19 protein-coding genes are annotated in these 24524 nt (G+C 61.4%); 13 read left to right on the top strand and 6 right to left on the bottom strand.

Features of this window, described 5'->3' with window-relative positions:
- Positions 1–123: 123 nt before the first annotated feature.
- The 4 genes from AACY25_RS14575 to choX form a co-directional block, all read right to left on the bottom strand.
- Positions 124–1068 (bottom strand): choline ABC transporter substrate-binding protein, encoded by a 945-nt coding sequence (locus AACY25_RS14575; protein ID WP_339525459.1) that lies wholly within the window; start codon positions 1066–1068, stop codon positions 124–126.
- 30 nt (positions 1069–1098) lie between these two features.
- Entirely contained in the window at positions 1099–1977 is an 879-nt protein-coding gene (locus AACY25_RS14580) for an ABC transporter permease (protein WP_339525461.1), read from the bottom strand.
- Positions 1970–3175, bottom strand: a complete 1206-nt coding sequence (locus tag AACY25_RS14585) for a quaternary amine ABC transporter ATP-binding protein (protein WP_339525462.1) — start codon at positions 3173–3175, stop codon at positions 1970–1972. The genes AACY25_RS14580 and AACY25_RS14585 overlap by 8 nt, the downstream gene beginning before the upstream one ends.
- A 662-nt stretch (positions 3176–3837) precedes the next feature.
- Positions 3838–4779 (bottom strand): choline ABC transporter substrate-binding protein, encoded by a 942-nt coding sequence (choX, locus tag AACY25_RS14590; protein WP_339525464.1) that lies wholly within the window; start codon positions 4777–4779, stop codon positions 3838–3840.
- Between the two features lie 450 nt (positions 4780–5229).
- Here choX and AACY25_RS14595 point away from each other — a divergent pair, with 450 nt between their 5' ends.
- Both AACY25_RS14595 and AACY25_RS14600 read left to right on the top strand, forming a co-directional pair.
- Positions 5230–6609 (top strand): L-serine ammonia-lyase, encoded by a 1380-nt coding sequence (locus AACY25_RS14595; protein WP_339525466.1) that lies wholly within the window; start codon positions 5230–5232, stop codon positions 6607–6609.
- 414 nt (positions 6610–7023) lie between these two features.
- Positions 7024–8127, top strand: coding sequence for a GlxA family transcriptional regulator (locus tag AACY25_RS14600; RefSeq protein WP_339525467.1), 1104 nt, complete (start codon positions 7024–7026; stop codon positions 8125–8127).
- Positions 8128–8761: 634 nt separating this feature from the next.
- Here the strand turns inward: AACY25_RS14600 and gbcB are convergent.
- On the bottom strand, positions 8762–9865 hold the full coding sequence (gbcB, locus tag AACY25_RS14605) for a glycine-betaine demethylase subunit GbcB (protein WP_339525468.1): 1104 nt from the start codon (positions 9863–9865) through the stop codon (positions 8762–8764).
- 399 nt (positions 9866–10264) lie between these two features.
- Here gbcB and gbcA point away from each other — a divergent pair, with 399 nt between their 5' ends.
- The 8 genes from gbcA (at position 10265) to AACY25_RS14645 (ending at position 20410) form a co-directional block, all read left to right on the top strand.
- On the top strand, positions 10265–11557 hold the full coding sequence (gbcA, locus tag AACY25_RS14610; RefSeq protein WP_339411784.1) for a glycine-betaine demethylase subunit GbcA: 1293 nt from the start codon (positions 10265–10267) through the stop codon (positions 11555–11557).
- 527 nt (positions 11558–12084) lie between these two features.
- Positions 12085–13062, top strand: coding sequence for a dipeptidase (locus AACY25_RS14615; protein ID WP_339525470.1), 978 nt, complete (start codon positions 12085–12087; stop codon positions 13060–13062).
- 136 nt (positions 13063–13198) lie between these two features.
- Positions 13199–13729, top strand: coding sequence for a DUF5943 domain-containing protein (locus AACY25_RS14620; RefSeq protein WP_339525471.1), 531 nt, complete (start codon positions 13199–13201; stop codon positions 13727–13729).
- 111 nt (positions 13730–13840) lie between these two features.
- On the top strand, positions 13841–15901 hold the full coding sequence (gene dgcA, locus AACY25_RS14625; protein WP_339525472.1) for a dimethylglycine demethylation protein DgcA: 2061 nt from the start codon (positions 13841–13843) through the stop codon (positions 15899–15901).
- Between the two features lie 171 nt (positions 15902–16072).
- On the top strand, positions 16073–18037 hold the full coding sequence (gene dgcB / locus AACY25_RS14630) for a dimethylglycine demethylation protein DgcB (RefSeq protein ID WP_339525473.1): 1965 nt from the start codon (positions 16073–16075) through the stop codon (positions 18035–18037).
- On the top strand, positions 18034–19257 hold the full coding sequence (etfA, locus tag AACY25_RS14635; protein ID WP_339525474.1) for an electron transfer flavoprotein subunit alpha: 1224 nt from the start codon (positions 18034–18036) through the stop codon (positions 19255–19257). The genes dgcB and etfA overlap by 4 nt, the downstream gene beginning before the upstream one ends.
- Positions 19258–19352: 95 nt before the next feature.
- Positions 19353–20126, top strand: a complete 774-nt coding sequence (gene etfB, locus AACY25_RS14640; protein ID WP_339525475.1) for an electron transfer flavoprotein subunit beta — start codon at positions 19353–19355, stop codon at positions 20124–20126.
- Between the two features lie 38 nt (positions 20127–20164).
- Positions 20165–20410 (top strand): hypothetical protein, encoded by a 246-nt coding sequence (locus AACY25_RS14645; protein ID WP_304871234.1) that lies wholly within the window; start codon positions 20165–20167, stop codon positions 20408–20410.
- A 137-nt stretch (positions 20411–20547) separates the two neighbouring features.
- Here AACY25_RS14645 and AACY25_RS14650 read toward each other — a convergent pair whose 3' ends face one another.
- Positions 20548–21594 carry a threonine aldolase family protein gene (locus tag AACY25_RS14650; protein WP_339525479.1) on the bottom strand — a complete coding sequence of 349 codons (1047 nt, stop codon included), beginning with the start codon at positions 21592–21594 and terminating at the stop codon, positions 20548–20550.
- Between the two features lie 278 nt (positions 21595–21872).
- Here AACY25_RS14650 and AACY25_RS14655 point away from each other — a divergent pair, with 278 nt between their 5' ends.
- The 3 genes from AACY25_RS14655 (at position 21873) to glyA (ending at position 24432) form a co-directional block, all read left to right on the top strand.
- Positions 21873–22169: a hypothetical protein gene (locus AACY25_RS14655; RefSeq protein ID WP_339525480.1), complete on the top strand. Its 297-nt coding sequence runs from the start codon at positions 21873–21875 to the stop codon at positions 22167–22169.
- Between the two features lie 72 nt (positions 22170–22241).
- Positions 22242–22973, top strand: coding sequence for a TraX family protein (locus tag AACY25_RS14660; RefSeq protein ID WP_339525482.1), 732 nt, complete (start codon positions 22242–22244; stop codon positions 22971–22973).
- A 205-nt stretch (positions 22974–23178) separates the two neighbouring features.
- Complete coding sequence (glyA, locus tag AACY25_RS14665) at positions 23179–24432, top strand: serine hydroxymethyltransferase (RefSeq protein ID WP_339525484.1); 1254 nt, start codon at positions 23179–23181, stop codon at positions 24430–24432.
- Positions 24433–24524: the final 92 nt, after the last annotated feature.

Consider the following 24524-nt stretch of genomic DNA (forward strand, 5'->3'; position numbering starts at 1 on the left):
CGCGAGGTAAATCGCGGCTGCAGCAACCCAGGCGATAGCCATGTGGCTTCGCTGGTTGGGTTGCGCAATACGTTGGGTGATTCACTGCGCCGTCCATTAATTACCTGGACGGCGCGGTGTGGCTTACATGCCGAGGTGTTTCTTCACCGCTGCAACGCCGTCCTGGCCGTCATAGGTGGTTACGCCGGCCAGCCACTGGTCGAGGATCGCCGGGTTGGCTTTGATCCAGTCGGCCGCGACTTTGGTAGGGTTCTGTTTATCCAGCACCTTTTCCATCAGCTGGCTTTCGATTTCTACGGTGAACTGCAGGTTGTTCAGCAGTTTGCCGACGTTGGCGCAGCGCGCTTCGTAGTCAGGCGGTACGACGGTGTAGACCTTGGCGGCGCCGAAGTCCGGGCCGAAGACGTCATCGCCGCCTTCCAGGTAGGTGATATCGAACTGGGTATTCATTGGGTGTGGTGCCCAGCCGAGGAATACCGCGGGTTCATTCTTCTTCACCGCGCGTTGCAGCTGTACCAGCATGCCGGCTTCGCTGGATTCGACCATCTTGAAGTCGCCGAGGCCGAACTGGTCGTTCTTGATCATGCCCTCGATCAGCAGGTTGCCGTCGTTGCCGGGCTCGATGCCGAAGATCTTACCGTCCAGTTGGTCTTTGAACTTGGCGATGTCGGCAAAGCTTTTTAGCCCGGCTTCGGCGGCATAGGTCGGCACGGCCAGGGTGTACTTGGCCCCTTCGAGGTTGGGCTTGGGCAGCACCTTGACGCCGTTATCCTTGGTGAAGGGCTCGATTACTGCGTCCATTGAGGGGGCCCAGTAACCGAGGAAGACGTCGATCTGGCCTTTCTGAACACCGGTAAAGGCGATGGGGACGGAGGCCATGATCTTGCGAGTCTGGTAGCCCAGGCCTTCGCTGAGGGTCATGGCGACGCCAGTGGTGGCGGCGATGTCAGCCCAGCCGATTTCGGCGAAGCGCACCATCTTGCAGCTCTCCGGCTCCTGCGCCCAGGCGCTCTGTAGCATGGCCGCGGAGAGCAGGCCGACACCTGCGAGCTGTTTAATCGTCTTCATCTGCGATTCCCTGTGATGGTTAAATTTAGATTACTGGCGTTGAAGCTTGCTGTTGACCCAGCTGAATAACGTGCTGCGTTTGGTTTGCGGCGTACCGAAGCTTTCGGTGATGCGGTCGAGAATGATCGCCAGCAGCACCACGGCCATGCCGCTTTCGAAGCCCAGGCCGATGTCCAGGCGCTGGATACTCGCCAGTACGTCGTTACCCAGGCCGCCGGCGCCAACCATCGAGGCGATGATCACCATCGACAGGGCCATCATGATGGTCTGGTTGACCCCGGCCATGATCGACGGCATGGCGTTGGGCAGCTGGACCTTGAACAGTAGCTGACGCGGGGTGCAGCCGAAGGACTGGCCGGCTTCGATGATCTCTTTATTCACCTGGCGGATGCCCAGGTTGGTCAGGCGCACCGCCGGTGGCATGGCGAAAATCACCGTGGCGATGATCCCCGGCACGCGGCCGAGGCCGAAGAGCATGGCGGCAGGAATCAGGTAAACGAACGCCGGCATGGTCTGCATAAAGTCGAGAATCGGCCGGATGGTGGTCGCCACTCGTTCGCTGCGTGCCGCCCAGATACCCAGCGGTATGCCGAGTAGCAGGCTGATCAGGGTGGCAGAGAACGTCAGGCCGAGGGTCACCACGGTCTGTTCCCAGAAACCGGTGAGGACGATCAGCACAAAGGCCACGGCGGTGAAGATGGCGAACTTGTAGCTGATGCGCCACAGGCCGAGGCCGACGAAGATGGCGATCAGCAGCCAGGCCGGTGGCAGCATCAGCAGCCATTCGATGCCTTCGGAGAAGCCATTGACCACTGCGCCGACGCTGTCAAAGCCATCGCTGTAGTTGTCCAGCAGGTGCTGCACCATGTCGTTGACCCAGCTACCCAGGTCGAGCTGTTTCTCACTCATGGGACTCTCCCTGCAGGCGGGTCAACAGGCGACCCTTGCTGATGGCGCCGCTGTAATGGCCGTGTTCGTCAATCACCGGAATCGGCCCTTCGTTGTCCACCAGGCGTTCGATCACCTGATCCAGCGGAGTACCTTCGGAAATGGGGTTGATCTGCTTCAGCACATCGCCATCGAGGCCGCAGCTGGTGCCGCCCTCGACCAGCAGGGCAATTTTCTCCAGGCTGATGGAGCCTTGGAAATTGTTCTGCTCGTCGACGATAAAGGCGTAGTGCTTGTCCAGCGCCTGCAGCTCCTGGCAGACCGTTTGCGCGTCCGGCGCTTTGCCGTTGTGCACGTAGATCGGCACGCTGTCGGCCATCAGCTGGCCAGCAGTGAGGTAGCGGTTGGTGTCGACGGTATTGAAGAAGTTGCGCACGTAATCGTTGGCGGGGTTGTCGATCAGCTCTTGCGGGGTGCCGACCTGAACCAGTTTGCCGCCTTCCATGATGCCGATGCGGGTGCCGATGCGCATGGCTTCTTCGATGTCGTGGGAGACGAAGATGATGGTGCGGCGATCAGTCTTCTGCAGCTCCAGCAGCACGTCTTGCATCTCGCGGCGCTTGAGCGGGTCGAGGGCGGAAAACGCCTCGTCCATAATGATCATTGACGGGTCGACCGCCAGGGCGCGGGCCAGGCCGACGCGCTGTTGCATGCCGCCAGACAGCTCATGCGGCATCTTGTGCGCAAAGGTGTCCAGGCCAACCTGCTTGAGTACCTGCATGGCGCGCTCTTCACGCACCTTCTTGCTCTTGCCGGCCACTTCCAGGCCGAACGCGGCGTTGTCCAACACGCTGCGCGAGGGCATCAGGGCGAAGGACTGGAAGACCATGCTCATGTCGCGGCGGCGCAGGTCAATCAGTTCTGCCTTGGGCATCTTGGCGACGTTCTGTCCATCGATGTAGACATTGCCATCGCTGGGCTCAACCAGGCGGTTGATCAGGCGGATCAAGGTGGATTTGCCGGAGCCGGAAAGGCCCATGAGCACGAAAATTTCACCTTCCTCGACGCTGAAGGACACGTCGCTGACGCCGATAACTGCGCCTTTTTCCGCAAGAATCCGTTCCTTGCTCCAGCCCTGCTTGAGCAGATCGATGGCTTCTTGCGGTTGTGAGCCGAAAACCTTGTAGAGGTTCTCGACGACGATTTTTCCAGACTGCATGGGACTGTTCCCCTCAGTAGACATCCAGATCAGTGCTGCGGAACCGGGCGTACGCCAGCTGGCGTACGTGCGGTGATGCCGACTGTTCTTGCCTGTGTGTGTTTGCTGGGTTGCGAGGTTGGCACCGTGCTTTGCTGCGCTGCAGATCAGAGACGCTCAGGCACAACCGCTGCAACGCGCCAGTTGCCTTGTGAGCAATGGACGAAACTGGGGTGGGCTGTTGAGTGAACCTTACTGTGCCGTGCTGCAAACCGCGTTCCATACCCTCTGGCAGTGTTACGAAGCCCAATCCTTGGGAATTTCACGCCTCAATCCGAGGCGCACGTACATCCGAAATTTCTTGTTGGGCTGGCACCCATCAGTAAGGAGCCAGCGCTTATATGTTCTTCGGTCCGGGGCTGTGGGCTCCCGGTCTCTGCCTCCGGTGGAGGTCAGAGCGACGAAATCGGCTGACTCAACGATATAGTCTTCAAATTGCCGCAATTGTCGGTTTACGACTCTGACGTGTTACGCGGCGACATACCGTTTGCTAAAAAAACCATAACAGACTTTTTACCCCGCTTGCCAAGGCTGCAAGCCGCGCCGGCCGTGGTTCGCAGCTTTTAAATTAGCCGCAGACACTATGGTTAGGGGGCTGCGCGGTGTTCGAAAAAAATGACAAATTAATTTTCACTTGACAGGTTTTCGGCGGTTTTTATTGATTGACCGTTCAGTCTTGTTACGCCCACCAGCCAGGACTCGAGTACTTTTGGGTTGGCTTTTAGCCACGCTTTGGCCTCGCGTCGCGGGTTGGTGTTCTTGTTGAGAATCGCCTCCATCAGGTCGTTCTCCATTTCCAGGCTGAAGCGGATGTTCTTGAGCAGCCGACCGAGATTCGGGCACTGGCTGACGAGGCCCTTGCGCACGGTTGTATAGACCGTGGCGCCACCGAGGTTGGGGCCGAAATAGTCATCGCCGCCGCTCAGGTAACGCATGTTCAGCTGGTTGTTCATCGGGTGGGGCTCCCAGCCGAGGAATACCGCCCATTTGTTTAGATGGTCCGCCCGTTTGACGTGGAGGATCATCTCGGTCTCGCTGGATTCCACCAGTTTGAAGTCGGCGAGGCCGAAGGCGTTCTTGTCGATTATTTGCTGGATCAGCTGATTGCCACCGTTACCCGGTTCGATCCCGTAAATCTTGCCGTCGAGCTGTTGGCTGAACTTGGCGATATCGGCGAAATCCTTGAGGCCGGCATCGTGGGCAGCCTGGTTGACTGCCAGGGTGTATTTGGCGCCCTCCAGGTTGACTGTCAGCAGCTCCACCGAGCCGTCGTCCAGGTAGGGGCGGATATCTTTCTCTGAGCTGGGTAGCCAGGTGTCGAGAAACACGTCGACTTCATTGTCGTGCAGCGCCTTGAAAGTCTCCGGTAGCGAGAGACGCTTGAGTTGCGAGCGATAGCCCAGCTCGCTGAGTACCAGGCGGGTCACGGCGTTGGTCGTGATCAGATCCGTCCAGCCAACGTCGGCGAAGCGAATCAGCTTGCAGCTGGATGGGTCGGCGGCCTGCGCCAGCAACGGTGTACACAGGGCAGCGGCCAGTAAGCCGCGACGCAAATTCAGTTTCATCAAGCCTTCTCCCAAATGCATGGACGGGGCGCGTCTGTGCAGGCGCGCAATCGGACCACGGGGCGGGCAGGGCGAGCGTGGCCGGCCGATCCATGGGCGCGGCGATCATGCCGACAGTTTTCCTGCGCTGCCTATGCGTGGAGTCGCAACTGGAATGCAGGTGTCGTGAATTGCTGCGGCAGCGCTTGAAAATGTGAACGGGTTAGCCTGGGTGAAATCCGCGGGAGCAAATCGCGCTCCTACGGGGAATTGCTGCATGGAACAGGTAATCGAGGAGTAGCCATAGATTCCCCCGGATTGCATCCGGGCTACAGAAATCCCCCGCACCTGCGATCCGTCGTATGGATGGGAAATTGACGGATTTAGGCATGGCCGAGTCGGTGTGGGGCGACTGTGCGCTGGGGAAATCCTGATCATGGCCTGCACGTAGCATCAGTGCAGGAGAGAGTCGTGGCTATCAGCGTGTTTGACTTGTTCAAGATCGGCATCGGGCCGTCCAGTTCGCACACCGTCGGGCCTATGCGGGCGGCGGCGCTGTTCAGCGGCGCATTGGCCGAGCGGCGTTTGCTGGAACGCACCGCACGCTTGCAAGTGCGCCTGTACGGCTCGCTGTCGGCCACCGGTGTAGGCCATGGTAGCGACCGAGCGGTAATCATGGGGCTGATGGGTGAGTGGCCGGATCAGGTCGACCCGAGCAGTATCGAGCCGCGTATCGCCGAGTTATTGGCCAGTGGTCAGTTGCAGCTCGGTGGGCGCGTTGGCATCGCCTTCGACTGGCAGCGCGACATGCTTCTGCTGGAAGAAAACCTGCCCTATCACCCCAACGCCATGACCCTCAGCGCGTTTGCAGGTGACGGCAGCCTGCTGCACGAAAATACCTATTACTCGGTCGGTGGCGGTTTTGTGGTAGACGCCGAGCAGGCCGCCAGTGGCCAGCTGGATCAGGATCACACCGCACTGCCCTACGACTTCAGCAGCGCCGAGGAACTGTTGCGTCTGTGCAAGGAACACGGTCTGCGCGTCTCCGAGCTGATGATGGCCAACGAAAAGGCCTGGCGCAGTGAGGCGGAAATCAACAGTGGCTTGATGCGCTTGTGGCAGGCCATGCGCGAGTGCGTCGAGCAGGGTTTGCAGCATGAGGGCATCCTGCCGGGCGGCCTGAATGTGAAGCGCCGCGCCGCCAAGCTGCACCGCAGCCTGCAGGAAATGAGCAAACCCAATGTGATCGGCTCGACGCTGAGCGGCATGGAGTGGGTCAATCTGTTCGCCCTGGCGGTCAACGAGGAAAACGCCGCCGGCGGGCGCATGGTCACCGCACCGACCAATGGTGCGGCGGGGATCATTCCGGCAGTGCTGCATTACTTCGTGCGCTTCAGTCCGGCAGTCAGCGAAGCCAATGTGGTCGACTACCTGCTGGCTGCAGCGGCCATCGGCATCCTGTGCAAGAAGAACGCATCGATTTCGGGTGCTGAAGTCGGCTGCCAAGGCGAGGTCGGCTCGGCTTGCGCCATGGCCGCGGCGGGGCTGGCGGAGATTCTTGGCGCCACCCCCGAGCAGGTAGAGAACGCCGCCGAAATCGGTTTGGAACATAACCTCGGCCTGACCTGCGATCCGGTCGGTGGCCTGGTGCAGGTGCCGTGCATCGAGCGCAACGCGATTGCTGCGGTGAAAGCCATCAACGCTGCGCAGATGGCGTTACGCGGTGACGGTCAGCATTTTATTTCCCTGGACCGAGTAATCCGCACCATGCGCGATACGGGTGCCGATATGCATGACAAGTACAAGGAAACCTCGCGCGGAGGCTTGGCGGTTAGTGCCGTCGAGTGTTGAGGCCCGCGTTCAGTCAGTTGTGCGCGATTGTGGTGCAGAGCCGTTCCAGGCAGCGAAGAAAAGCGGCGCAAGGCTGCTGAATATGGCTCGACCGTTGGTCCGTTACCGCAGCGTTTTTACCCTGCGTAGCGGGGTGACAGACTCCCCGGTCACCAGTGCTACCGAAATGCTCAAACGCCCGTTAAACGGGCGTTTTAGGTCGCTATCAGAATACTAATGTCGCTCCTGCCAACGCCTAGTGGCACTAGTGAAGGACCAATCCACCTATTTTTAATTGAACACCCAATCAATTTAGGCACGGCCTTTGCGTTGTGCCGGTTGTCGATCTGGCGTTGTGCAGTTCCAGAACCATAAGAAGAGCCATCCCACAGAGGGGCTCACTACCGTGCTTTGCTTCGCGTGAGGGTTTACCTGATGTCACAGTCCACTCAAGGGGCACAACCCCAGAGCCGTGCGCCGCAGTCCATCGGCTTTCTGCTACTCGACAACTTCACCCTGATTTCTCTGGCGTCTGCCGTTGAGCCGCTGCGCATGGCCAACCAGTTGTCCGGCAAGGAGTTGTACCGTTGGCATACCCTCAGCCAGAGCGGCCTGCCGGTCTGCGCCAGTGACGGCCTGCAGATCACTCCCGACGCCAGCCTGGTTACGGCGCCGCGCCTGGATGCGGTGATTGTCTGCGGCGGCGTGGACATCCAGCACAGCGTCACCCGCGAGCATGTGCAGTGGCTACAAAGCCAGGCGCGTCATGGTGCACAGTTGGGCGCGGTATGTACGGGCAGCTGGGCCCTGGCCAAGGCTGGTCTGCTCGATGGCCATGACTGCAGTGTGCATTGGGAGTTTCTCGCCGCCATGCAGGAGGCCTTTCCGCGCGTGGCTGTCAGCACCCGGTTGTTTTCCATTGATCGCAAACGCCACACCAGCTCCGGCGGTACCGCGCCGATGGACATGATGCTGCACGTGATCGGTCGTGAGCATGGCCGTGAACTGGCGGCAGCGATTTCCGAGATGTTTATCTACGAACGCATCCGCAACGAGCAGGATCACCAGCGCGTGCCGCTCAAGCACATGCTTGGCACCAACCAGCCGAAGCTGCAGGAAATCGTCGCGCTGATGGAAGCCAACCTGGAAGAGCCGATCGACCTCGATCAGCTGGCGCTGTACGTCGATGTGTCGCGTCGCCAGCTGGAGCGCCTGTTCCAGAAATACCTGCACTGCTCGCCGTCGCGCTATTACCTCAAGTTGCGTCTGATCCGCGCGCGTCAGCTGCTCAAGCAGACCAGCATGTCGATTATCGAAGTGGCCTCGGTGTGCGGCTTTGTCTCCACCCCGCACTTCTCCAAGTGCTACCGCGAATACTTCGGCATCCCACCGCGTGACGAGCGTGCGGGCCAGCAGAACGGCCATGTGGTGGCGCTGCTGCCAATGCCGGAAGATCTGATGCGCCCATCGCCATCCTCGGCCATGGCGGCGCTGACGCGGGCGCAGGGGGAGTCGACCTTTGCCAGTGTCAGGCTTTAAGAACCTGTTCACGATCTGCTGCGCGTCGGCCCTACTGCGTTAAAAACAGGCTCGGAATGCTCATGTACAGCTCGTACACTCCGCTTCCTCGCCTGTTTTTGCCTTGTAGGACTCTAGCTCGCGAGATCGTGAGCAGGTTCTAAGCCGCGCTGACTACCCTGTAGGAGCGGGCTTGCCCGCGATCAGAACGTAGGGTGGATGGCGCTTTCTCATCCACCATTGCGATTGTCGAGCGGTGGATGGGTGAAGCGCCATCCACCCTACAAAAACCAACCTGCGCCGCCCAAACAAAAGGCTATATCCCAGGGCCATGTTGCAAGCCGCTTTTGTAGGGTGGGTTAGCGGCGCGGGGGCTGGTTATAGGTATCGCAACGCAACCCGAGCGCGGCGTAACCCACCACTGCGGTTTGTCGGTAGAGCGCAATGCTGGGCCAACGCCGCGTTGGCGCTTGATGTTGTTTGCCTGATCCCTGGACCGCACCTAAGCCCCCTAGGTATTACCGCGGTCCATGCCCCGTATAGCCGTCCCGGACGGCTCAACACATAACGGGTACATCGCCAAACAAAAACGCCGCACCGACCTTGATGGCGAGTGCGGCGTTTTGCTGTGTGTGGTGTTGGGCTTACAACGCCCTCAATACTCGATGGCCACATCCCCCTGCGGCACGCTGCAGCAGGAGAGGATATAACCCTCGGCCGCGTCTTCGTCGGTGATGCCGCCGTTGTGTTCCATGCTCACTTCGCCAGCGGTTTTCAGCACCTTGCAGGTGCCGCAGATGCCCATGCCGCAGGCTTTTGGAATATGCAGGCCAAGTTTGGCGGCGGCCGCGTGCACGGTTTCGCCGGGGTTAACGCGAATGCTCTTGCCGGTGCTGGTGAATGCCACCTGATGCTGGTCGGCGGTAGGTATCGGATCGGCATCGGCGGCTTCGGCGGCCAGTTCCTTGACCTCGGCGCGCACTTCCGGCGGCGTCGCACCGAAGGACTCCTCGTGATAACGCTGCATATCAAAGCCATTGCTTTCGAGCAGACGCTTGACCGCATTCATATAAGGCGTCGGGCCGCAGCAGAAGATCTCCCGCTCCAGATAATCCGGGGTAATCAGCTCCAGCATCTTCTGGTTGAGGTAGCCGCGATAACCGGCCCAGGCCTCGCCCAAGCCGTGCTTCTCGCAGATCACGTGCAGGCTGAAGTTGTTGATCCGCGCGGCCATATGTTCCAGCTCGCGGTGGTAGATGATGTCTTTCGGCGAGCGCGCGCTGTGCACAAAGACCATATCGACATTGGCGTTGGTGTCGTAGAACCAGCGCGCCATCGACATCACCGGGGTGATGCCGACGCCACCGCTTAGATAGAGCACCTTGTCGGCAGGGAAGTCCATGGCGTTGAACAGCCCCACCGGGCCGTGCACGGCAAGCACCTGACCGTCTTGCAGATTATCGTGCAGCCAGTTGGAGACCTTGCCGCCCGGCACCCGCTTGATGGTGATAGAGAAGCTGTAGGGCACCGAGGGCGAGCTGGAAATGGTGTAGGAGCGCATTACCGGCTGGTCGTCGATCTCCAGTTCCAGGGTGACGAACTGCCCCGGCTTGAAGAAGTACAGCACTGGCTGATCGGCCATAAAGCAGAAGGTGCGCACATCCCAGGTTTCCTGGATGACTTTGACGCAGCGCACCATATGCCGACCGTTGCTCCAGGTCTGCGTGGTAACTGGGTTGAGGAAGTCGTTCGTCGTCATGGACGTCTCTCCGCACGGCCGGACATCGGCCTTATATGGGGCCGATTGTGCGCACAGGCAGGCAGGCTCATTTATCTGCCAGCGACATTTACATGCTTATCGCGACCTGCCGCGCAGACCTTGGTTTGCCGCGTCGGAAACGGATGTGGCCATGTCGCCCATAGATAAGGTTTCGCCCACGCTCAGCCCCACACTCGCAGCCAGCCGAAGCAAAAAGGTCACGAGCGAATTCTCCGTTTATCCAGTCGCCATCGGCAGGCGCAGAGCGGGGCAATGACGCCACCTTGCGTGAGGGTCTGCTGACGCGGCAACGCGGCTCGCATCGGCGCGTTAGCAGACTTGCTATTAGCCACTTTATTGCGGCAACTCGCCGAGCGAGTCGCCATTGAGGAGTTACCGATGGACGTCACTTCTACTCTGAGCCTGGGCGATCCACTGGAGCCCGCACGCAAGGCCACCGCCGAGATGCTGCAGACCCGCGAGCGCACTTTTTCCTTGCCGCAGCCGTTTTATAACGACGAGCGTCTGTTCCAGATCGACATGCAGGAGATCTTTCACAAGGAGTGGCTGATTGCCGGCATGACCTGCGAAATTCCCGCCAAGGGCAACTACCTGACCCTGCAACTCGGCGACAACCCGATCATCGTGATCCGCGGCGCCGAAGGCGTGGTGCACGCCTTCCATAACGTCTGCCGCCATCGCGGTTCGCGCCTGTGCACCAGCGACAAAGGCAAGGTGGCCAAGCTGGTCTGCCACTACCACCAATGGACCTATGAGCTGGACGGCCGTCTGCTGTTCGCCGGCACCGAAATGGGCGCCGACTTCGACATGAAGGAATACGGCCTCAAACCGGTGAACTGCAAGGTCGCGGGCGGCTACATCTTTATCTCCCTGGCCGAGAATCCGCCGGCCATTGATGACTTCCTCAGCACCCTGGCCCACTACATGGAGCCCTACGACATGGAGAACACCAAGGTGGCGATACAAAGCACCTTGATGGAAAAGGCCAACTGGAAGCTGGTGCTGGAGAACAACCGCGAGTGCTACCACTGCAGTGGCTCGCATCCAGAGTTGCTCAACACCCTATTGGAGTGGGACGACGTTACCGACCCGCGCGCCGATCAGGCCTTCAAGGATCATGTGGCCGCCTCCGCAGCCGCCTGGGACGCCGAGAAGATTCCCTACGCCCATGCCAGCTTTGGCTTGCGCAACCGCATCGTGCGCATGCCGCTGCTCAAAGGCACGGTGTCCATGACCATGGACGGCAAGCAGGGCTGCAACAAGCTGATGGGCCGCATCCAGAACCCGGACCTCGGCTCGATGCGCATCCTGCATCTGCCGCACTCGTGGAACCACTGCATGGGCGATCACATCATCGTCTTTACCGTGTGGCCGATCAGCGCCCAGGAAACCATGGTTACCACCAAGTGGCTGGTGCACAAGGATGCCGTTGAAGGTGTCGACTACGACGTGGCGCGCATGCGCCAGGTGTGGGACGCGACCAACGACCAGGACCGTCGCCTGGCCGAAGAGAACCAGCGCGGCATCAACTCCACCGCCTACCAGCCTGGCCCATACTCGAAGACCTACGAGTTTGGCGTGGTCAACTTTATCGACTGGTACAGCGAGCGGGTGCTCAGCAACCTCGGCGCAGCCCCCGCGCCGTATCTGCGCCAAGTCGGCTCGGAGTAACACTGCATATGACGCTCGGCCTGTGGCTGCTGCTCGGTTTGACCGCATACGGTCTGCTGGCAGCACGACGCAGGCCGGCGACCACCGCGCCACACTGAGACCCTCCTCAAGGGTCACCTTGGCCCCTGCCGGATAACCCCGGGCAGGGGCTTTTTTTAGTTCTGTACCAGGCCTGGGTTGCAGGCTGCCTTTGTAGGGTGGGTTAGGCGCGGGATCAGGCAAACGCCACCGATTTACAACGCGCCGTAACCCACCATTTCGGTCTATCGGCAAACCGCGATGGTGGGCTACGCGGCGTCCGAATTGTGTGGTGCTGCCCATAACGAGCCCCTGCGCCACTAACCCACCCTACGGGTGGTCACTGCCTTGTACGGGGCCCTGGCCTGCGCATATCTGCCCGCGACCCAGCTTTGACGCTTTCGGCAATACCCCAGTCGTTTTTGCACCGGGTCGTTCGAGCCCTCGGGGATATGCTCAATCCAAAGCGCCAACAACGGGTTTGGCGACACACTAAAGGGGACTGCCTGATGAGCCCAGCCGAATTGCACGCCGACAGCATCGTTATTGACGGGCTGATCATCGCCAAGTGGAACCGCGAGCTGTTTGAAGACATGCGCAAAGGCGGGCTGACCGCAGCCAACTGCACCGTGTCGGTATGGGAAGGTTTTCAGGCCACGGTGAACAATATTGCCGCCAGCCAGAAGCTGATACGCGAGAACAGCGACCTGGTGATGCCGGTACGTACGACGGCCGACATCCGCAAGGCGAAGGAGCAGGGCAAGACCGGCATCCTCTTCGGCTTCCAGAATGCGCATGCGTTCGAGGACCAGATCGGTTATGTCGAGGTGTTCAAGCAGCTCGGCGTGGGCATTGTGCAGATGTGCTACAACACCCAGAACCTGGTGGGCACCGGCTGCTACGAGCGTGACGGCGGCCTCTCTGGTTTTGGCCGCGAGATCGTCGCCGAGATGAACCGCGTCGGCATCATGTGCGACCTCTCTCATGTGGGTTCGAAGACTTCCGAGGAAGTTATTCTCGAATCGAAAAAACCGGTTACCTATTCCCACTGCCTGCCGTCGGGGCTGAAAGAGCACCCGCGCAACAAGTCCGACGCCGAGCTGAAATTTATCGCCGATCATGGCGGTTTTGTCGGTGTGACCATGTTTGCGCCGTTTCTGGCCAAGGGCATCGATTCGACCATCGACGACTACGCCGAAGCCATCGAATACGTGATGAACATCGTCGGTGAAGACGCCATCGGCATCGGCACCGACTTCACCCAGGGCCACGGCCAGGACTTCTTCGAATACCTGACCCACGACAAGGGCTACGCCCGCCGCCTGACCAGTTTCGGCAAGATCATCAACCCGCTGGGCATCCGCACCGTCGGCGAGTTCCCCAACCTCACCGAGACCCTGCTCAAACGCGGCCATTCCGAGCGCGTGGTGCGCAAGATCATGGGCGAGAACTGGGTAAGGGTCTTGGCGGACGTCTGGGGCGAATAAGCCTGACGCGATGCCAAATCCGTAGGGTGGATGACGCTTTTTTCATCCACCACCCCACTGCGCGGTGACTCACCTTTCTGGTGGATGGATAAAGCGCCATCCACCCTACAAACGACTTGATTACGGAGTTTTCCCCATGGCCTCTCACGCCCCCGAAATGCCCATCCAGGTCGACGACGAAACCGGCGTCTGGACCACCGACGCCCTGCCGATGCTTTATGTACCGCGGCATTTCTTCGTCAACAACCATATCGGCATCGAGGAAGTGCTCGGCGCCGACGCCTATGCCGAAATTCTCTACAAGGCCGGCTACAAGTCCGCCTGGCACTGGTGCGAGAAAGAGGCTGAATGCCATGGCCTGTCCGGCGTGGCGGTGTTCGAGCACTACATGAAGCGCCTGTCGCAGCGCGGCTGGGGGCTGTTCAAGACCCAGGCGATCGACCTTGACGCAGGCACCTGCGAGGTGCGCCTGGATCATTCCGCCTTCGTCTACGTCTACGGCCAGTGTGGGCGCATGGTCGACTACATGTTCACCGGCTGGTTTGCGGGTGCCATGGACCAGATTCTGCAGGCTCAGGGCAGCAGCATTCGTACCCGTGCCGAACAAGTCTACGGTGCGTCGCAGGCAGGCCATGACCATGGCCTGTTCCGCACTCAACCACTCTAAAAACAATCGTGCGTGGGGAGGCTCAGCCGCGACATCTTCGCCGCTAATGCGGGGTGCCGCTCAGTCCCTTCCACACAGTAACGCTAGGCCGCTTTCCGTGAGGGTGCCGCAATGGCTTTCGAAGCAATGTTCCAGCCGATTCAGATCGGCAAACTGACCATCCGTAACCGTGTGATCAGCACCGCCCACGCTGAGGTCTATGCCACCGATGGTGGCATGACCACCGAGCGTTACGTGCAGTATTACGAAGAGAAGGCCAAGGGCGGCATCGGTCTGGCCATCTGTGGCGGCTCATCGGTGGTGGCAATCGATAGTCCGCAGGAGTGGTGGAGCTCGGTCAACCTGTCGACCGACCGGATCATCCCGCACTTCCAGAATTTGGCCGACGCCATGCACAAGCATGGCGCCAAGATCATGATCCAGATTACCCACATGGGCCGCCGCTCGCGCTGGGACGGTTTCAACTGGCCGACCCTGATGTCGCCGTCGGGCATCCGCGAACCGGTGCACCGCGCCACCTGCAAGACCATCGAGGTCGAGGAAATTTGGCGGGTGATCGGCAACTACGCGCAAGCCGCGCGCCGCGCCAAAGAAGGTGGCCTGGACGGTGTCGAACTGTCCGCCGTGCACCAGCATATGATCGATCAGTTCTGGTCACCGCGGGTCAACAAACGCACCGACGAATGGGGCGGCAGCTTTGAGGGCCGGATGAAGTTCGGCCTGGAAGTGCTCAAGGCCGTACGCGCCGAAGTGGGTGACGATTTCTGTGTGGGCATCCGCCTGTGCGGCGACGAATTCCATCCGGACGGCCTGTCCCACGAGGACATGAAGCAGATCGCCAAGTACTACGATGACACCGGCATGCTCGACTTTATCGGCGTGGTCGGCTCGGGTTGCGACACCCACAACACCCTGGCCAACGTTATCCCGAACATGAGCTACCCGCCGGAGCCGTTCCTGCATCTGGCAGCCGGGATCAAGGAAGTGGTCAAGGTGCCGGTGCTGCACGCGCAGAACATCAAGGATCCGAACCAGGCCACGCGTATTCTCGAGGGCGGCTATGTCGACATGGTCGGCATGACCCGCGCGCACATCGCTGACCCGCACCTGATCGCCAAAATCAAGATGGGCCAGGTCGACCAGATCAAGCAGTGCGTCGGTGCCAACTATTGCATCGACCGTCAGTATCAAGGCCTCGACGTGCTGTGCATCCAGAACGCCGCGACTTCCCGTGAGTACATGGGCCTGCCGCATATCATCGAAAAATCCACCGGGCCGAAACGCAAGGTGGTGATCGTCGGCGGCGGTCCAGCTGGGATGGAAGCTGCGCGGGTTGCCGCAGAGCGCGGTCATGACGTCACCCTGTTCGAGAAGAAGGACAGCCTCGGCGGCCAGATCAGCCTCGCCGCCAAGGCGCCGCAACGTGACCAGATGGCTGGTATCACCCGCTGGTTCCAACTGGAGATCGCCCGTCTCGGCGTTGACCTGCGTCTGGGCACCGGCGCCGATCTCGACAGCATCCTCGACCTGCGCCCGGACATCGTGGTGCTGGCCAACGGCGGCCATCCGTTTATCGAGCAGAACGAACACTGGGGTGCAGACGAAGGCCTGGTAGTCAGTAGCTGGGACATCCTCGACGGCACCGTGGCACCGGGCAATAACGTGCTGGTGTACGACACCATTTGCGAATTCACCGGCATGTCGGTGGCCGATTTCATCGCCGAGAAGGGCGCCAAGGTCGAGATCGTCACCGACGACATCAAACCGGGCGTGGCCATCGGCGGCACCAGCTTCCCGACCTACTACCGCAGCCTGTACCCGAAAGAAGTGATCATGACCGGCGACCTGATGCTGGAAAAGGTCTACCGCGAGGGCGACAAGCTGGTGGCGGTGCTGGAGAACGAATACACCGGCGCCAAGGAAGAACGGGTGGTCGATCAGGTCGTGGTGGAGAACGGCGTGCGTCCGGACGAAAGCCTCTACTACGGGCTTAAGGACGGTTCGCGCAATAAGGGTCAGATCGACGTCGAAGCGCTGTTCGCGATCAAGCCGCAGCCATGCCTATCGGAGGCGGGTGATGGCTACCTGCTGTTCCGTATCGGTGACTGCGTGGCGCAGCGCAACACCCATGCAGCGATCTATGACGCGCTGCGTTTGTGCAAGGATTTCTGATCGCGGCCTCGGTGGATGGCTTCGGCCATCCCGCTACGGAGCGTAACGGCTGAGGCGATGCGGCTTTGTAGGGTGGATAACGCTCTACTTATCCACCGCGGGTCAACACGGAATTAAATACGGCGGATGGCTTCGTCCATCCACCCTACGAATCATCTGAAGGGTGCGGCCATGCTGAACACCATCCTGCCCATTCTGTTGTTCGCCGCGCTGGCGTTGGCGGTGATGGGTGCTGTGAAACGCTTTCTGATGTGGCGCCGTGGCCGCGCGGCCCAGGTCGACTGGCTGGGTGGCCTGCTGGCCATGCCGCGGCGCTATATGGTCGACCTGCACCATGTGGTGGCGCGCGATAAATACATCGCCAATACCCACGTCGCTACCGCCGGCGGATTTGTTCTGGCCGCGGTGCTGGCAGTTCTGGTGCACGGCTTCGGCCTGCAGAACCGCATTCTCGGCTTCGCCCTGCTGGGTGCCACCGCACTGATGTTCGTTGGCGCACTGTTCGTCGCCAAACGCCGCCTCGACCCGCCGTCACGCCTGTCGAAAGGCCCGTGGATGCGCCTGCCGAAAAGTCTGCTGATGTTCGCCGCGAGCTTCTTTATCGCCACGTTGCCGGTCGCCGGGATCCTGCCGGAAGGCTTCGGTGGCTGGATTCTCGCCCTGCTGCTGACCGTCGGTGTGGCCTGGGGCGTGTCCGAGCTGTTCTTTGGCATGACCTGGGGCGGGCCGATGAAGCACGCCTTTGCCGGCGCTCTGCACCTGGCCTGGCACCGCCGTAGCGAGCGCTTCTGTGGCGGCCGCTCGACGGGCCTGAAAGCCCTCGACCTGAATAACCCGCAAGCGCCCTTGGGCGTGGAAAAACCTGCGGACTTCACCTGGAACCAGTTGCTCGGCTTCGACGCCTGCGTGCAGTGCGGTAAGTGCGAGGCGGCCTGCCCGGCCTTCGCCGCCGGCCAGCCGCTGAATCCGAAAAAGCTGATCCAGGACATGGTCGTCGGCCTGGCCGGCGGCACCGATGCCAAGTTTGCTGGTTCACCTTATCCAGGTAAGCCCGTCGGCGAGCACGGTGGCGGTCCGCATCTGCCGATCGTTAACCTGGGCGGTAAGGCCCTGGTCGATGCCGAAACGCTGTGGTCCTGCACCACCTGCCGCGCCTGCGTCGAGGAATGCCCGATGATGATCGAGCACGTCGATGCCATCGTCGATATGCGCCGCCATCTGACCCTGGAAAAAGGCGCCACGCCGAACAAGGGCGCAGAGGTGCTGGACAACCTGATCGCCACCGACAACCCCGGCGGCTTCGCCCCCGGCGGGCGGCTGAACTGGGCGGCGGATCTCAACCTGCCATTGCTGAGCGACAAGCAAAGCGTCGACGTGCTGTTCTGGGTCGGCGATGGCGCCTTCGATATGCGCAACCAGCGCACCCTGCGCGCCTTTGTCAAAGTGCTGAAAGCCGCCAATGTCGACTTCGCCGTGCTCGGTCTGGAAGAGCGCGACAGCGGCGACGTTGCTCGCCGTCTGGGTGACGAGGCGACCTTCCAGCATTTGGCCAAACGCAATATCGCCACCCTGGCCAAATACCGCTTCAACAAGATCGTCTCCTGCGATCCGCACAGCTTCCACGTACTGAAGAACGAATACGGCGAACTCGGCGGCCGCTATCAGGTGCTGCACCACAGCACCTATATGGATGAACTGATCGGCGCGCAGAAGTTGAACTTAGGCCAGCACAAGGGCGGCTCGGTCACCTACCACGACCCTTGCTACCTGGGCCGCTACAACGGCGAGTACGAAGCGCCACGTAACGTGCTGAACGCCATCGGTATCGAAGTGAAAGAAATGCAACGTTCCGGCTTCCGCTCGCGCTGCTGCGGCGGTGGTGGCGGTGCGCCGATCACCGACATCCCCGGCAAGCAGCGGATTCCCGATATGCGCATGGTCGACATCAAGGAGACCGGCGCCGAGCTGGTGGCCGTCGGTTGTCCGCAATGCACCGCCATGCTCGAAGGTGTGGTTGGTCAGCGGCCTGAGGTCAAGGACATTGCCGAGCTGGTGGCTGATGTATTGATCGAGGGCGGGGGCGAAGCCAAGACGCCTGCGCCAGCCCCGCGTGAACTAGCCGAGGTAAGCCCATGAGCGACATTATTCGTCGTGATCCAAGGGCCGAATGGATCGCCCGTAACCGCCTGCATCCCCTACATGCCGCCGCGCAACCGGCCGTGGCCAGTTGGCTCAGCGCCGCCGGAGTGCTGCGCAAAAATCCGCATGCTGTGGGCTTTATCGGCCCCAACGGGCTCAAACGTATCGACCGCTCCGGCGCTCAGCAGGGTGGCGCGGCCAAGCGCTCAACAACGAGTGCCGTGGTGCAGTTGCCGCTGAGGGTTATCGAGCAGCCGGCGTTCTATATCGCCGTCGTGCCAGATATGGTCGGCGGCCGCCTCAGTGCCCACGACAAGGACTTGCTCGGCCTGGCGCACAAGCTGGCCGGCAGCGACGGCGCGGTGCTCGCAGTGATCTTTGGTGAGCACAAGGAAAGCGCGTTCGACAGCAACGGCGTTGACCGCCTGCTGCAGTTCGCTGGCGACGATTTCGACGGCTACTCCCCGGAAGCTCGGGTACTGGCGTTGGGTGCGCTGGAGCGGCAGCTCTCGCCACGCCACTGGTTGCTGCCCGATAGCCGCAGCGGCGGTGGCGAACTGGGTCGCCGCCTGGCCGCCAAGCTCGGCGAGCGCCCGGCCACGCGGGTCTGGCAAGTGGCCGACGGCATTGCCAGCGGGCGCGCGGGCGCTGGGCGCGAAGACCTGGTGCAACAAGCACCACGGTTGATCCTGGCCGCGGTGGAGTGTGCTGAGCCGGTCAGTGAAACCCGTCATGAAGTGCGGCCGCTGGCGCTCAGTGGTGCGCTGGTCCGCCATTTACCAAGGATTCAGGACCTCGGTGCAGTGGCAGTCGACCCGGCGCAGATCCCCATGGCCGAGGCCGAATTTATTCTGTCTGGCGGCAACGGCGTAAAGGACTGGACGCTGTTCCACCAGGCCGCCGCTGCGCTGGGCGCAACCGAAGGTGCCTCACGTGTGGCAGTGGACGACGGCTTTATGGGCCGCGAGCGCCAGGTTGGCGCGTCCGGCATCTGGGTTACTGCGCGGGTGTATGTGGCAGTGGGCATCAGTGGTGCGATCCAGCATCTGCAAGGCATCGGCGCCTGCGACAAGGTGGTGGCGATCAACCTCGACCCGACCTGCGACATGATCAAACGAGCCGATCTTTCGGTGATCGGCGAGTCTGCCGCGATTCTGCAGGCGCTGATCAAACGCGTCGCCGCCCACCGCAAGGAAGCAGAACGCGATGCCGCGTAACCAAACGGTAGGGTGGATGACGCTTCACCCATCCCCCATTGCCCACACCGACATGGTGGAAGAACACAGCGTCTTCCACCCTACGGAGCTGCGCCATGACTGATTTGCAGGTAGTTACGCTGGTTTCCGTAGGCGCCCACCCGACCTCCGGCCGGCCGCGTCGTGCCGAGCAGGATGCCCGAGCGGTCGAGCTGGGTTTGCGTTTGGCCGGTGAGCGGTTGCAGGTGCTGCATGCCGGCGACCCGCAACAAGAAGCGCTGCGCGCTTATCTGGGTATGGGCCTTGAACAGATCAAGATTCTTGAGCAGCCGGCGCACAGCGATGCGTTGCCGGTGCTGGCCGAATACCTGGCCGACTCCAGCGCGCAGCTGGTGCTGACCGGCAGCCAGGCGGAGACCGGTGAAGGCTCGGGCATGCTGCCCTACCTGCTGGCGGAGCAGCTTGGCTGGCCGCTGGTGGTCGGGCTGGCGGCGGTGGAGCAGGTCAGCAACGGTATGGCCCAGGTGCTACAAGCGCTGCCGCGCGGTCAGCGCCGGCGCTTGCAGGTGCGCCTGCCGTTTGTTGCCAGTGTCGATAACGCCGCGCCCGTCGCGAGGCAGAGCGCCTTCGGCCCGGCCCGCCGGGGCCTGTTGACGGCCGAGGAAGTGGAGCTGGTGGCCGATCCGCTGTTTGCCAGTGCCCAGCTGCAGCCGGCCAAACCCCGGCCCAAACGCCTCAAGGTGATCAAGGCGAAGACCGGCGCGGAGCGGATGAAGGCCGCCACGGCCAAAGCGTCCGGTGGCGGCGGACAGGTAATCAAGGATGTATCGCCAGAGGTTGGCGCCGAGGCTATCTTCAAGTTGTTATTGGACGAAGGCGTGTTGCGCTAAGAGCCGGCACTAACGTTTCACCACCGGAGGAATTGACCATGATGCACGCCGACCTGATCGATCATGAAGATCTACGCGAACGCCTGGTGGCGCTGGGCCTGTCGATCCCGTCAGGAGTGACGGCGGAGCAGGCCTGCGAGCATGCCGTTAGCGGCCTCAGCCCAGAGCGGGCGGTGGCGCTGCGACGGTTGGTGGAAGAGTTGCTCGGAGGGAGTGCAACATTGCTGCCGAACGTGCGCGAGGCTATCTCGCGCACCTTGCTACCGGCGCTTGTGCCGCGCTAGAACCTCCTCAAGGTCCGCTGCGCGTCGGCCCTGCTGCGTTAAAAGCAGGCTCGCAATGCTCATGTACAAAAGTACACTCCGCTTCCTCATCTGCTTTTGCCTTGCATGGCTCTAGCTCGCGAGCCCTTGAGCAGGTTCTAGTTCGTTGCCGTCATCGCCTGGCGAATATCCGCTGCCAGCTGGCGCACCCGCGCTTCATCAGTGTCCCAGGAGCACATAAAGCGTGCGCCGCCGGCTCCGATAAAGGTGTAGAAGCGCCAGCCTTGGCCGCGCAGCACTTCCAGCGCTGGCTCAGACATCTGCAGAAATACGCCGTTGGCCTCAACCGGGAACATCAGGCTAACCCCTGGAATATCGTTGACCAGCTCGGCCAGCAGTTGTGCGCAACGGTTGGCGTGCTGGGCGTAACGCAGCCAGGCGCCGTCCTGCAGAATGCCGACCCAGGGCGCCGACAGATAACGCATCTTCGAGGCCAGCTGGCCGGCCTGCTTGCAGCGGTAGTCGAAGTCTTCGGCCAGGTCCTTGTTGAAGAACAGGATCGCCTCACCCACGGCCATGCCGTTCTTGGTGCCGCCAAAGCACAACACATCCACGCCAGCCTTCCAGGTCAGGTCGGCCGGGCTGCAGCCGAGAAAAGCGCAGGCGTTGGAGAAGCGTGCACCGTCCATATGCAGGTGCAGGCCGAGTTCGCGGCACACCGCGCTGATCGCTCGCACTTCATCGGGGCTGTAAACCGTGCCGACTTCCGTGGCCTGGGTCAGGGTCACCACCCGTGGCTTGGGATAGTGGATATCCTGGCGCTTGAGGGCGATCTCGCGGATCGCCTCGGGGGTCAGCTTGCCGTTTTCGGTCTTGGCCAACAGCAGTTTGGAACCGTTGGAGAAGAACTCCGGGGCGCCGCATTCGTCGGTCTCGACGTGGGCGGTCTCCGAACAGATCACACTGTGGTAGCTCTGGCACAGCGCCGCCAGTGCCAGGGAATTGGCCGCGGTGCCGTTGAAGGCGAAAAACACCTCGCAGTCGGTTTCAAACAGCTGGCGGAAGTGGTCGGCGGCGCGAGCGGTCCATTGGTCATCACCGTAGGCGCGCTGGTGGCCTTGATTGGCTTCGGCCATGGCAGCCCAGGCTTCGGGGCAGATACCGGAATAGTTGTCGCTGGCAAATTGCTGGCTCTGGTCGGGCATTGCGGATTCCTTTCTTGATCGACGCCGCTGAGTCATCGGCGAATGCCGCTACTGTACCCCCGGCCCAGGCCGCGGTGGCGTCATCGCCGCGACATCTTGTTTAACCCAGGCGCTGTTTGCCCACGGTCGGTTGGCCCAGAGGGGCAGCGAAAAAAGGAACTGATGCTGCTGACAGCCCTCACAGCTAAGACCTTGGTGCCTCGGCTGATGGTTTCGAGCCTCACTTCGAAGTGCCCAGCTAGGTGCCGCTCTGTTACTGATCCGCACAGGAGTCGACTATGAACTACCGTCATCTCATCGCGTTGTTTGTTCCTCTGGCGTTCGCGTTGCCGTCCATTGCTGCTGAACCTTGGCCGGCTGACGCCAAGGCCGAGTTTGTCAAAGAGTGTGTAGCGGGCGCGCCTGATGGGCACGCAACGAACAACCTGACGGCATATTGCGAATGTGCCGCTGAGAAGGTCAGTAATGAGTTTAGTGAGGCGGATATGCAGGCCATGGCCCGTCAGTCTCCACCCGATTCGGCCATGCAGCAACGCTTGATCAAGGCCTCGGCTAGCTGCGAAAACCACTTGTAGCGCTGATCTGATCGCGGAACGCATTGTGCCCGGCGCGCTGCCAGACAATGTGCCGACTCTGTGAGTGCTGCAATGCTGACACCCTCCGCCGGACAGACCCGTGACGCCGCACTGGACCTGATCAAGTGGCTGGCTTTTGCCAGCATGCTGATCGACCATCTGCGGCATGTCTGGCCGTCTTTATATTGGGTGTACATTCCCGGCCGCTTGGCCTTTCCCTTTTTCTGCCTGGCGATTGCCGCCAATCTGATGCGCCCCTCGGCGGGCGACAGCAAACCCTTCCCACTGCGCTACCTGGGGCTACTGGCGTTATTCGCGCTGCTCTCCGAATGGCCCTATCGGCTGCTGGTCGTTACCCCGCAATCGCTGAACGTTCTGCCGACCCTGCTGCTGGGCTTGCTGATTGCCGGCGGCGTGGCGCAGCCCACTATGCAGCGGCGCTGGCTGGCTGCCGCGGCGTTGCTGGTAGCACTGCTCGCGCATTCCTGGCTGATGTTCGGCTTTGCTGGTGCGCTGCTGCCAGCGGCCTTTGTGTATGCCTTGCAGCGAGCGGGGCCAAACTGGGTCTGGCCGGTGCTGTTGTGCCTGGCGGCCAATTACTGGCCGCCGTTCTACATCGATGCAACCCGCGGTGACCCCTTTGCCGTGAGTTTTATCCTGATCTGCAGCGTGGCGCCGCTACTGGGGTTGGGGCTACTACGGCAACCGTCGCTGGGCAAGGTGCCGCCATTACGGCGCTGGGCCTACCTATTCTATCCCGCTCACTTTCTCCTGCTGGTGGGTGTACGCGCGCTGTTCACCTGAGTGCGTTTCGCCTGCCGCCGCGTTTTTGCCTGCATCTTGCGCATGCCCGATAGCGACACGTCGGCGGTTCGCATGTCGCAAACGCAATCTCCCGTGGCGTGCCTAGGCATCTGACCGATCAGGGCCAGTCATACCATCGGTTCACAAGGGCCTAGCCCGCTTCCGACACAGATGCGCCACACAACGGTGCCGCAGGAGATCAGCGATGTTCAGCAAGCACGACCAGATTCAAGGCTACGACGACGAATTGCTCAGCGCGATCAACGCCGAGGAAAGCCGCCAGGAACACCACATCGAGCTGATCGCCTCGGAGAACTACACCAGCCAGCGGGTGATGGAAGCCCAGGGCAGCGGCCTGACCAACAAGTACGCCGAAGGCTATCCGGGCAAGCGTTACTACGGCGGCTGCGAGCATGTCGATGTGGTCGAACAGCTGGCGATTGACCGTGCCAAGGCGCTGTTCGGGGCCGACTACGCCAACGTGCAGCCGCACTCCGGTTCCTCGGCCAATAGCGCGGTGTATCTGGCGCTGATCAATGCTGGCGACACCATTCTCGGCATGAGCCTGGCCCACGGTGGCCACCTGACTCACGGCGCCAAAGTGTCGTCCTCGGGCAAGCTATACAACGCCGTGCAGTACGGCATCGACACCACCACCGGCCTGATCGATTACGACGAAGTCGAGCGCCTGGCTGTCGAGTGCCAGCCGAAGATGATCGTTGCCGGTTTCTCTGCCTACTCCAAGACCCTGGATTTCCCGCGCTTCCGCGCCATCGCCGACAAGGTCGGGGCGCTGCTGTTCGTCGATATGGCCCACGTCGCCGGCCTGGTAGCCGCTGGCCTGTACCCGAATCCGATTCCGTTTGCCGACGTGGTCACCACCACCACCCACAAGACTCTTCGCGGTCCGCGCGGTGGTCTGATCTTGGCCAAGAGCAATCCGGATATCGAGAAGAAGCTCAACGCCGCGGTATTCCCCGGCGCCCAGGGCGGCCCGTTGATGCACGTGATCGCCGCCAAGGCGGTGTGCTTCAAAGAGGCCATGGAGCCGGGCTTCAAGACCTATCAACAGCAGGTGATCAACAACGCCCAGGCCATGGCCAAGGTGTTTATCGACCGCGGTTTCGATGTGGTTTCCGGCGGCACCGATAACCACCTGTTCCTGGTCAGCCTGATCCGTCAGGGCCTCACCGGCAAAGACGCCGATGCCGCTCTGGGCCGTGTCGGCATCACCGTCAACAAGAACGCTGTGCCCAACGACCCGCAGTCGCCATTCGTGACTTCGGGCCTGCGTATCGGCACCCCGGCAATCACCACCCGTGGCCTCAAGGAAGCTCAAAGCATCGAGCTGGCCGGTTGGATCTGCGACGTGCTCGACCACCTTGGCGATGCCGATGTGGAAGCCCAGGTCGCCACCTTGGCCTCCGGGCTGTGCGCCGACTACCCGGTTTACCGCTGAAAGCAAGGAGCGGGGGGACGCCGAGTCCCATGCCCGCGAAGTGTAGAGATCGCGGGCATGGCCCGCTCCTACAGACAAGGTTCCAGCTTTCC

The sequence above is a fragment of the Pseudomonas sp. EA_35y_Pfl2_R111 genome, from assembly GCF_963970955.1.
In the GTDB taxonomy this organism is placed as follows: Bacteria; Pseudomonadota; Gammaproteobacteria; order Pseudomonadales; family Pseudomonadaceae; genus Aquipseudomonas.

Excerpts from the sequence above, each read along its gene's own strand:
- AACY25_RS14575 (WP_339525459.1), bottom strand. The coding sequence starts at position 1,068 with ATGAAGACGATTAAACAGCTCGCAGGTGTCGGCCTGCTCTCCGCGGCC.
- AACY25_RS14580 (WP_339525461.1), bottom strand. The coding sequence starts at position 1,977 with ATGAGTGAGAAACAGCTCGACCTGGGTAGCTGGGTCAACGACATGGTG.
- AACY25_RS14585 (WP_339525462.1), bottom strand. The coding sequence starts at position 3,175 with ATGCAGTCTGGAAAAATCGTCGTCGAGAACCTCTACAAGGTTTTCGGC.
- choX (WP_339525464.1), bottom strand. The coding sequence starts at position 4,779 with ATGAAACTGAATTTGCGTCGCGGCTTACTGGCCGCTGCCCTGTGTACA.
- AACY25_RS14600 (WP_339525467.1), top strand. The coding sequence starts at position 7,024 with ATGTCACAGTCCACTCAAGGGGCACAACCCCAGAGCCGTGCGCCGCAG.
- gbcB (WP_339525468.1), bottom strand. The coding sequence starts at position 9,865 with ATGACGACGAACGACTTCCTCAACCCAGTTACCACGCAGACCTGGAGC.
- gbcA (WP_339411784.1), top strand. The coding sequence starts at position 10,265 with ATGGACGTCACTTCTACTCTGAGCCTGGGCGATCCACTGGAGCCCGCA.
- AACY25_RS14615 (WP_339525470.1), top strand. The coding sequence starts at position 12,085 with ATGAGCCCAGCCGAATTGCACGCCGACAGCATCGTTATTGACGGGCTG.
- AACY25_RS14620 (WP_339525471.1), top strand. The coding sequence starts at position 13,199 with ATGGCCTCTCACGCCCCCGAAATGCCCATCCAGGTCGACGACGAAACC.
- dgcA (WP_339525472.1), top strand. The coding sequence starts at position 13,841 with ATGGCTTTCGAAGCAATGTTCCAGCCGATTCAGATCGGCAAACTGACC.
- dgcB (WP_339525473.1), top strand. The coding sequence starts at position 16,073 with ATGCTGAACACCATCCTGCCCATTCTGTTGTTCGCCGCGCTGGCGTTG.
- etfA (WP_339525474.1), top strand. The coding sequence starts at position 18,034 with ATGAGCGACATTATTCGTCGTGATCCAAGGGCCGAATGGATCGCCCGT.
- etfB (WP_339525475.1), top strand. The coding sequence starts at position 19,353 with ATGACTGATTTGCAGGTAGTTACGCTGGTTTCCGTAGGCGCCCACCCG.
- AACY25_RS14645 (WP_304871234.1), top strand. The coding sequence starts at position 20,165 with ATGATGCACGCCGACCTGATCGATCATGAAGATCTACGCGAACGCCTG.
- AACY25_RS14650 (WP_339525479.1), bottom strand. The coding sequence starts at position 21,594 with ATGCCCGACCAGAGCCAGCAATTTGCCAGCGACAACTATTCCGGTATC.
- AACY25_RS14655 (WP_339525480.1), top strand. The coding sequence starts at position 21,873 with ATGAACTACCGTCATCTCATCGCGTTGTTTGTTCCTCTGGCGTTCGCG.
- AACY25_RS14660 (WP_339525482.1), top strand. The coding sequence starts at position 22,242 with ATGCTGACACCCTCCGCCGGACAGACCCGTGACGCCGCACTGGACCTG.
- glyA (WP_339525484.1), top strand. The coding sequence starts at position 23,179 with ATGTTCAGCAAGCACGACCAGATTCAAGGCTACGACGACGAATTGCTC.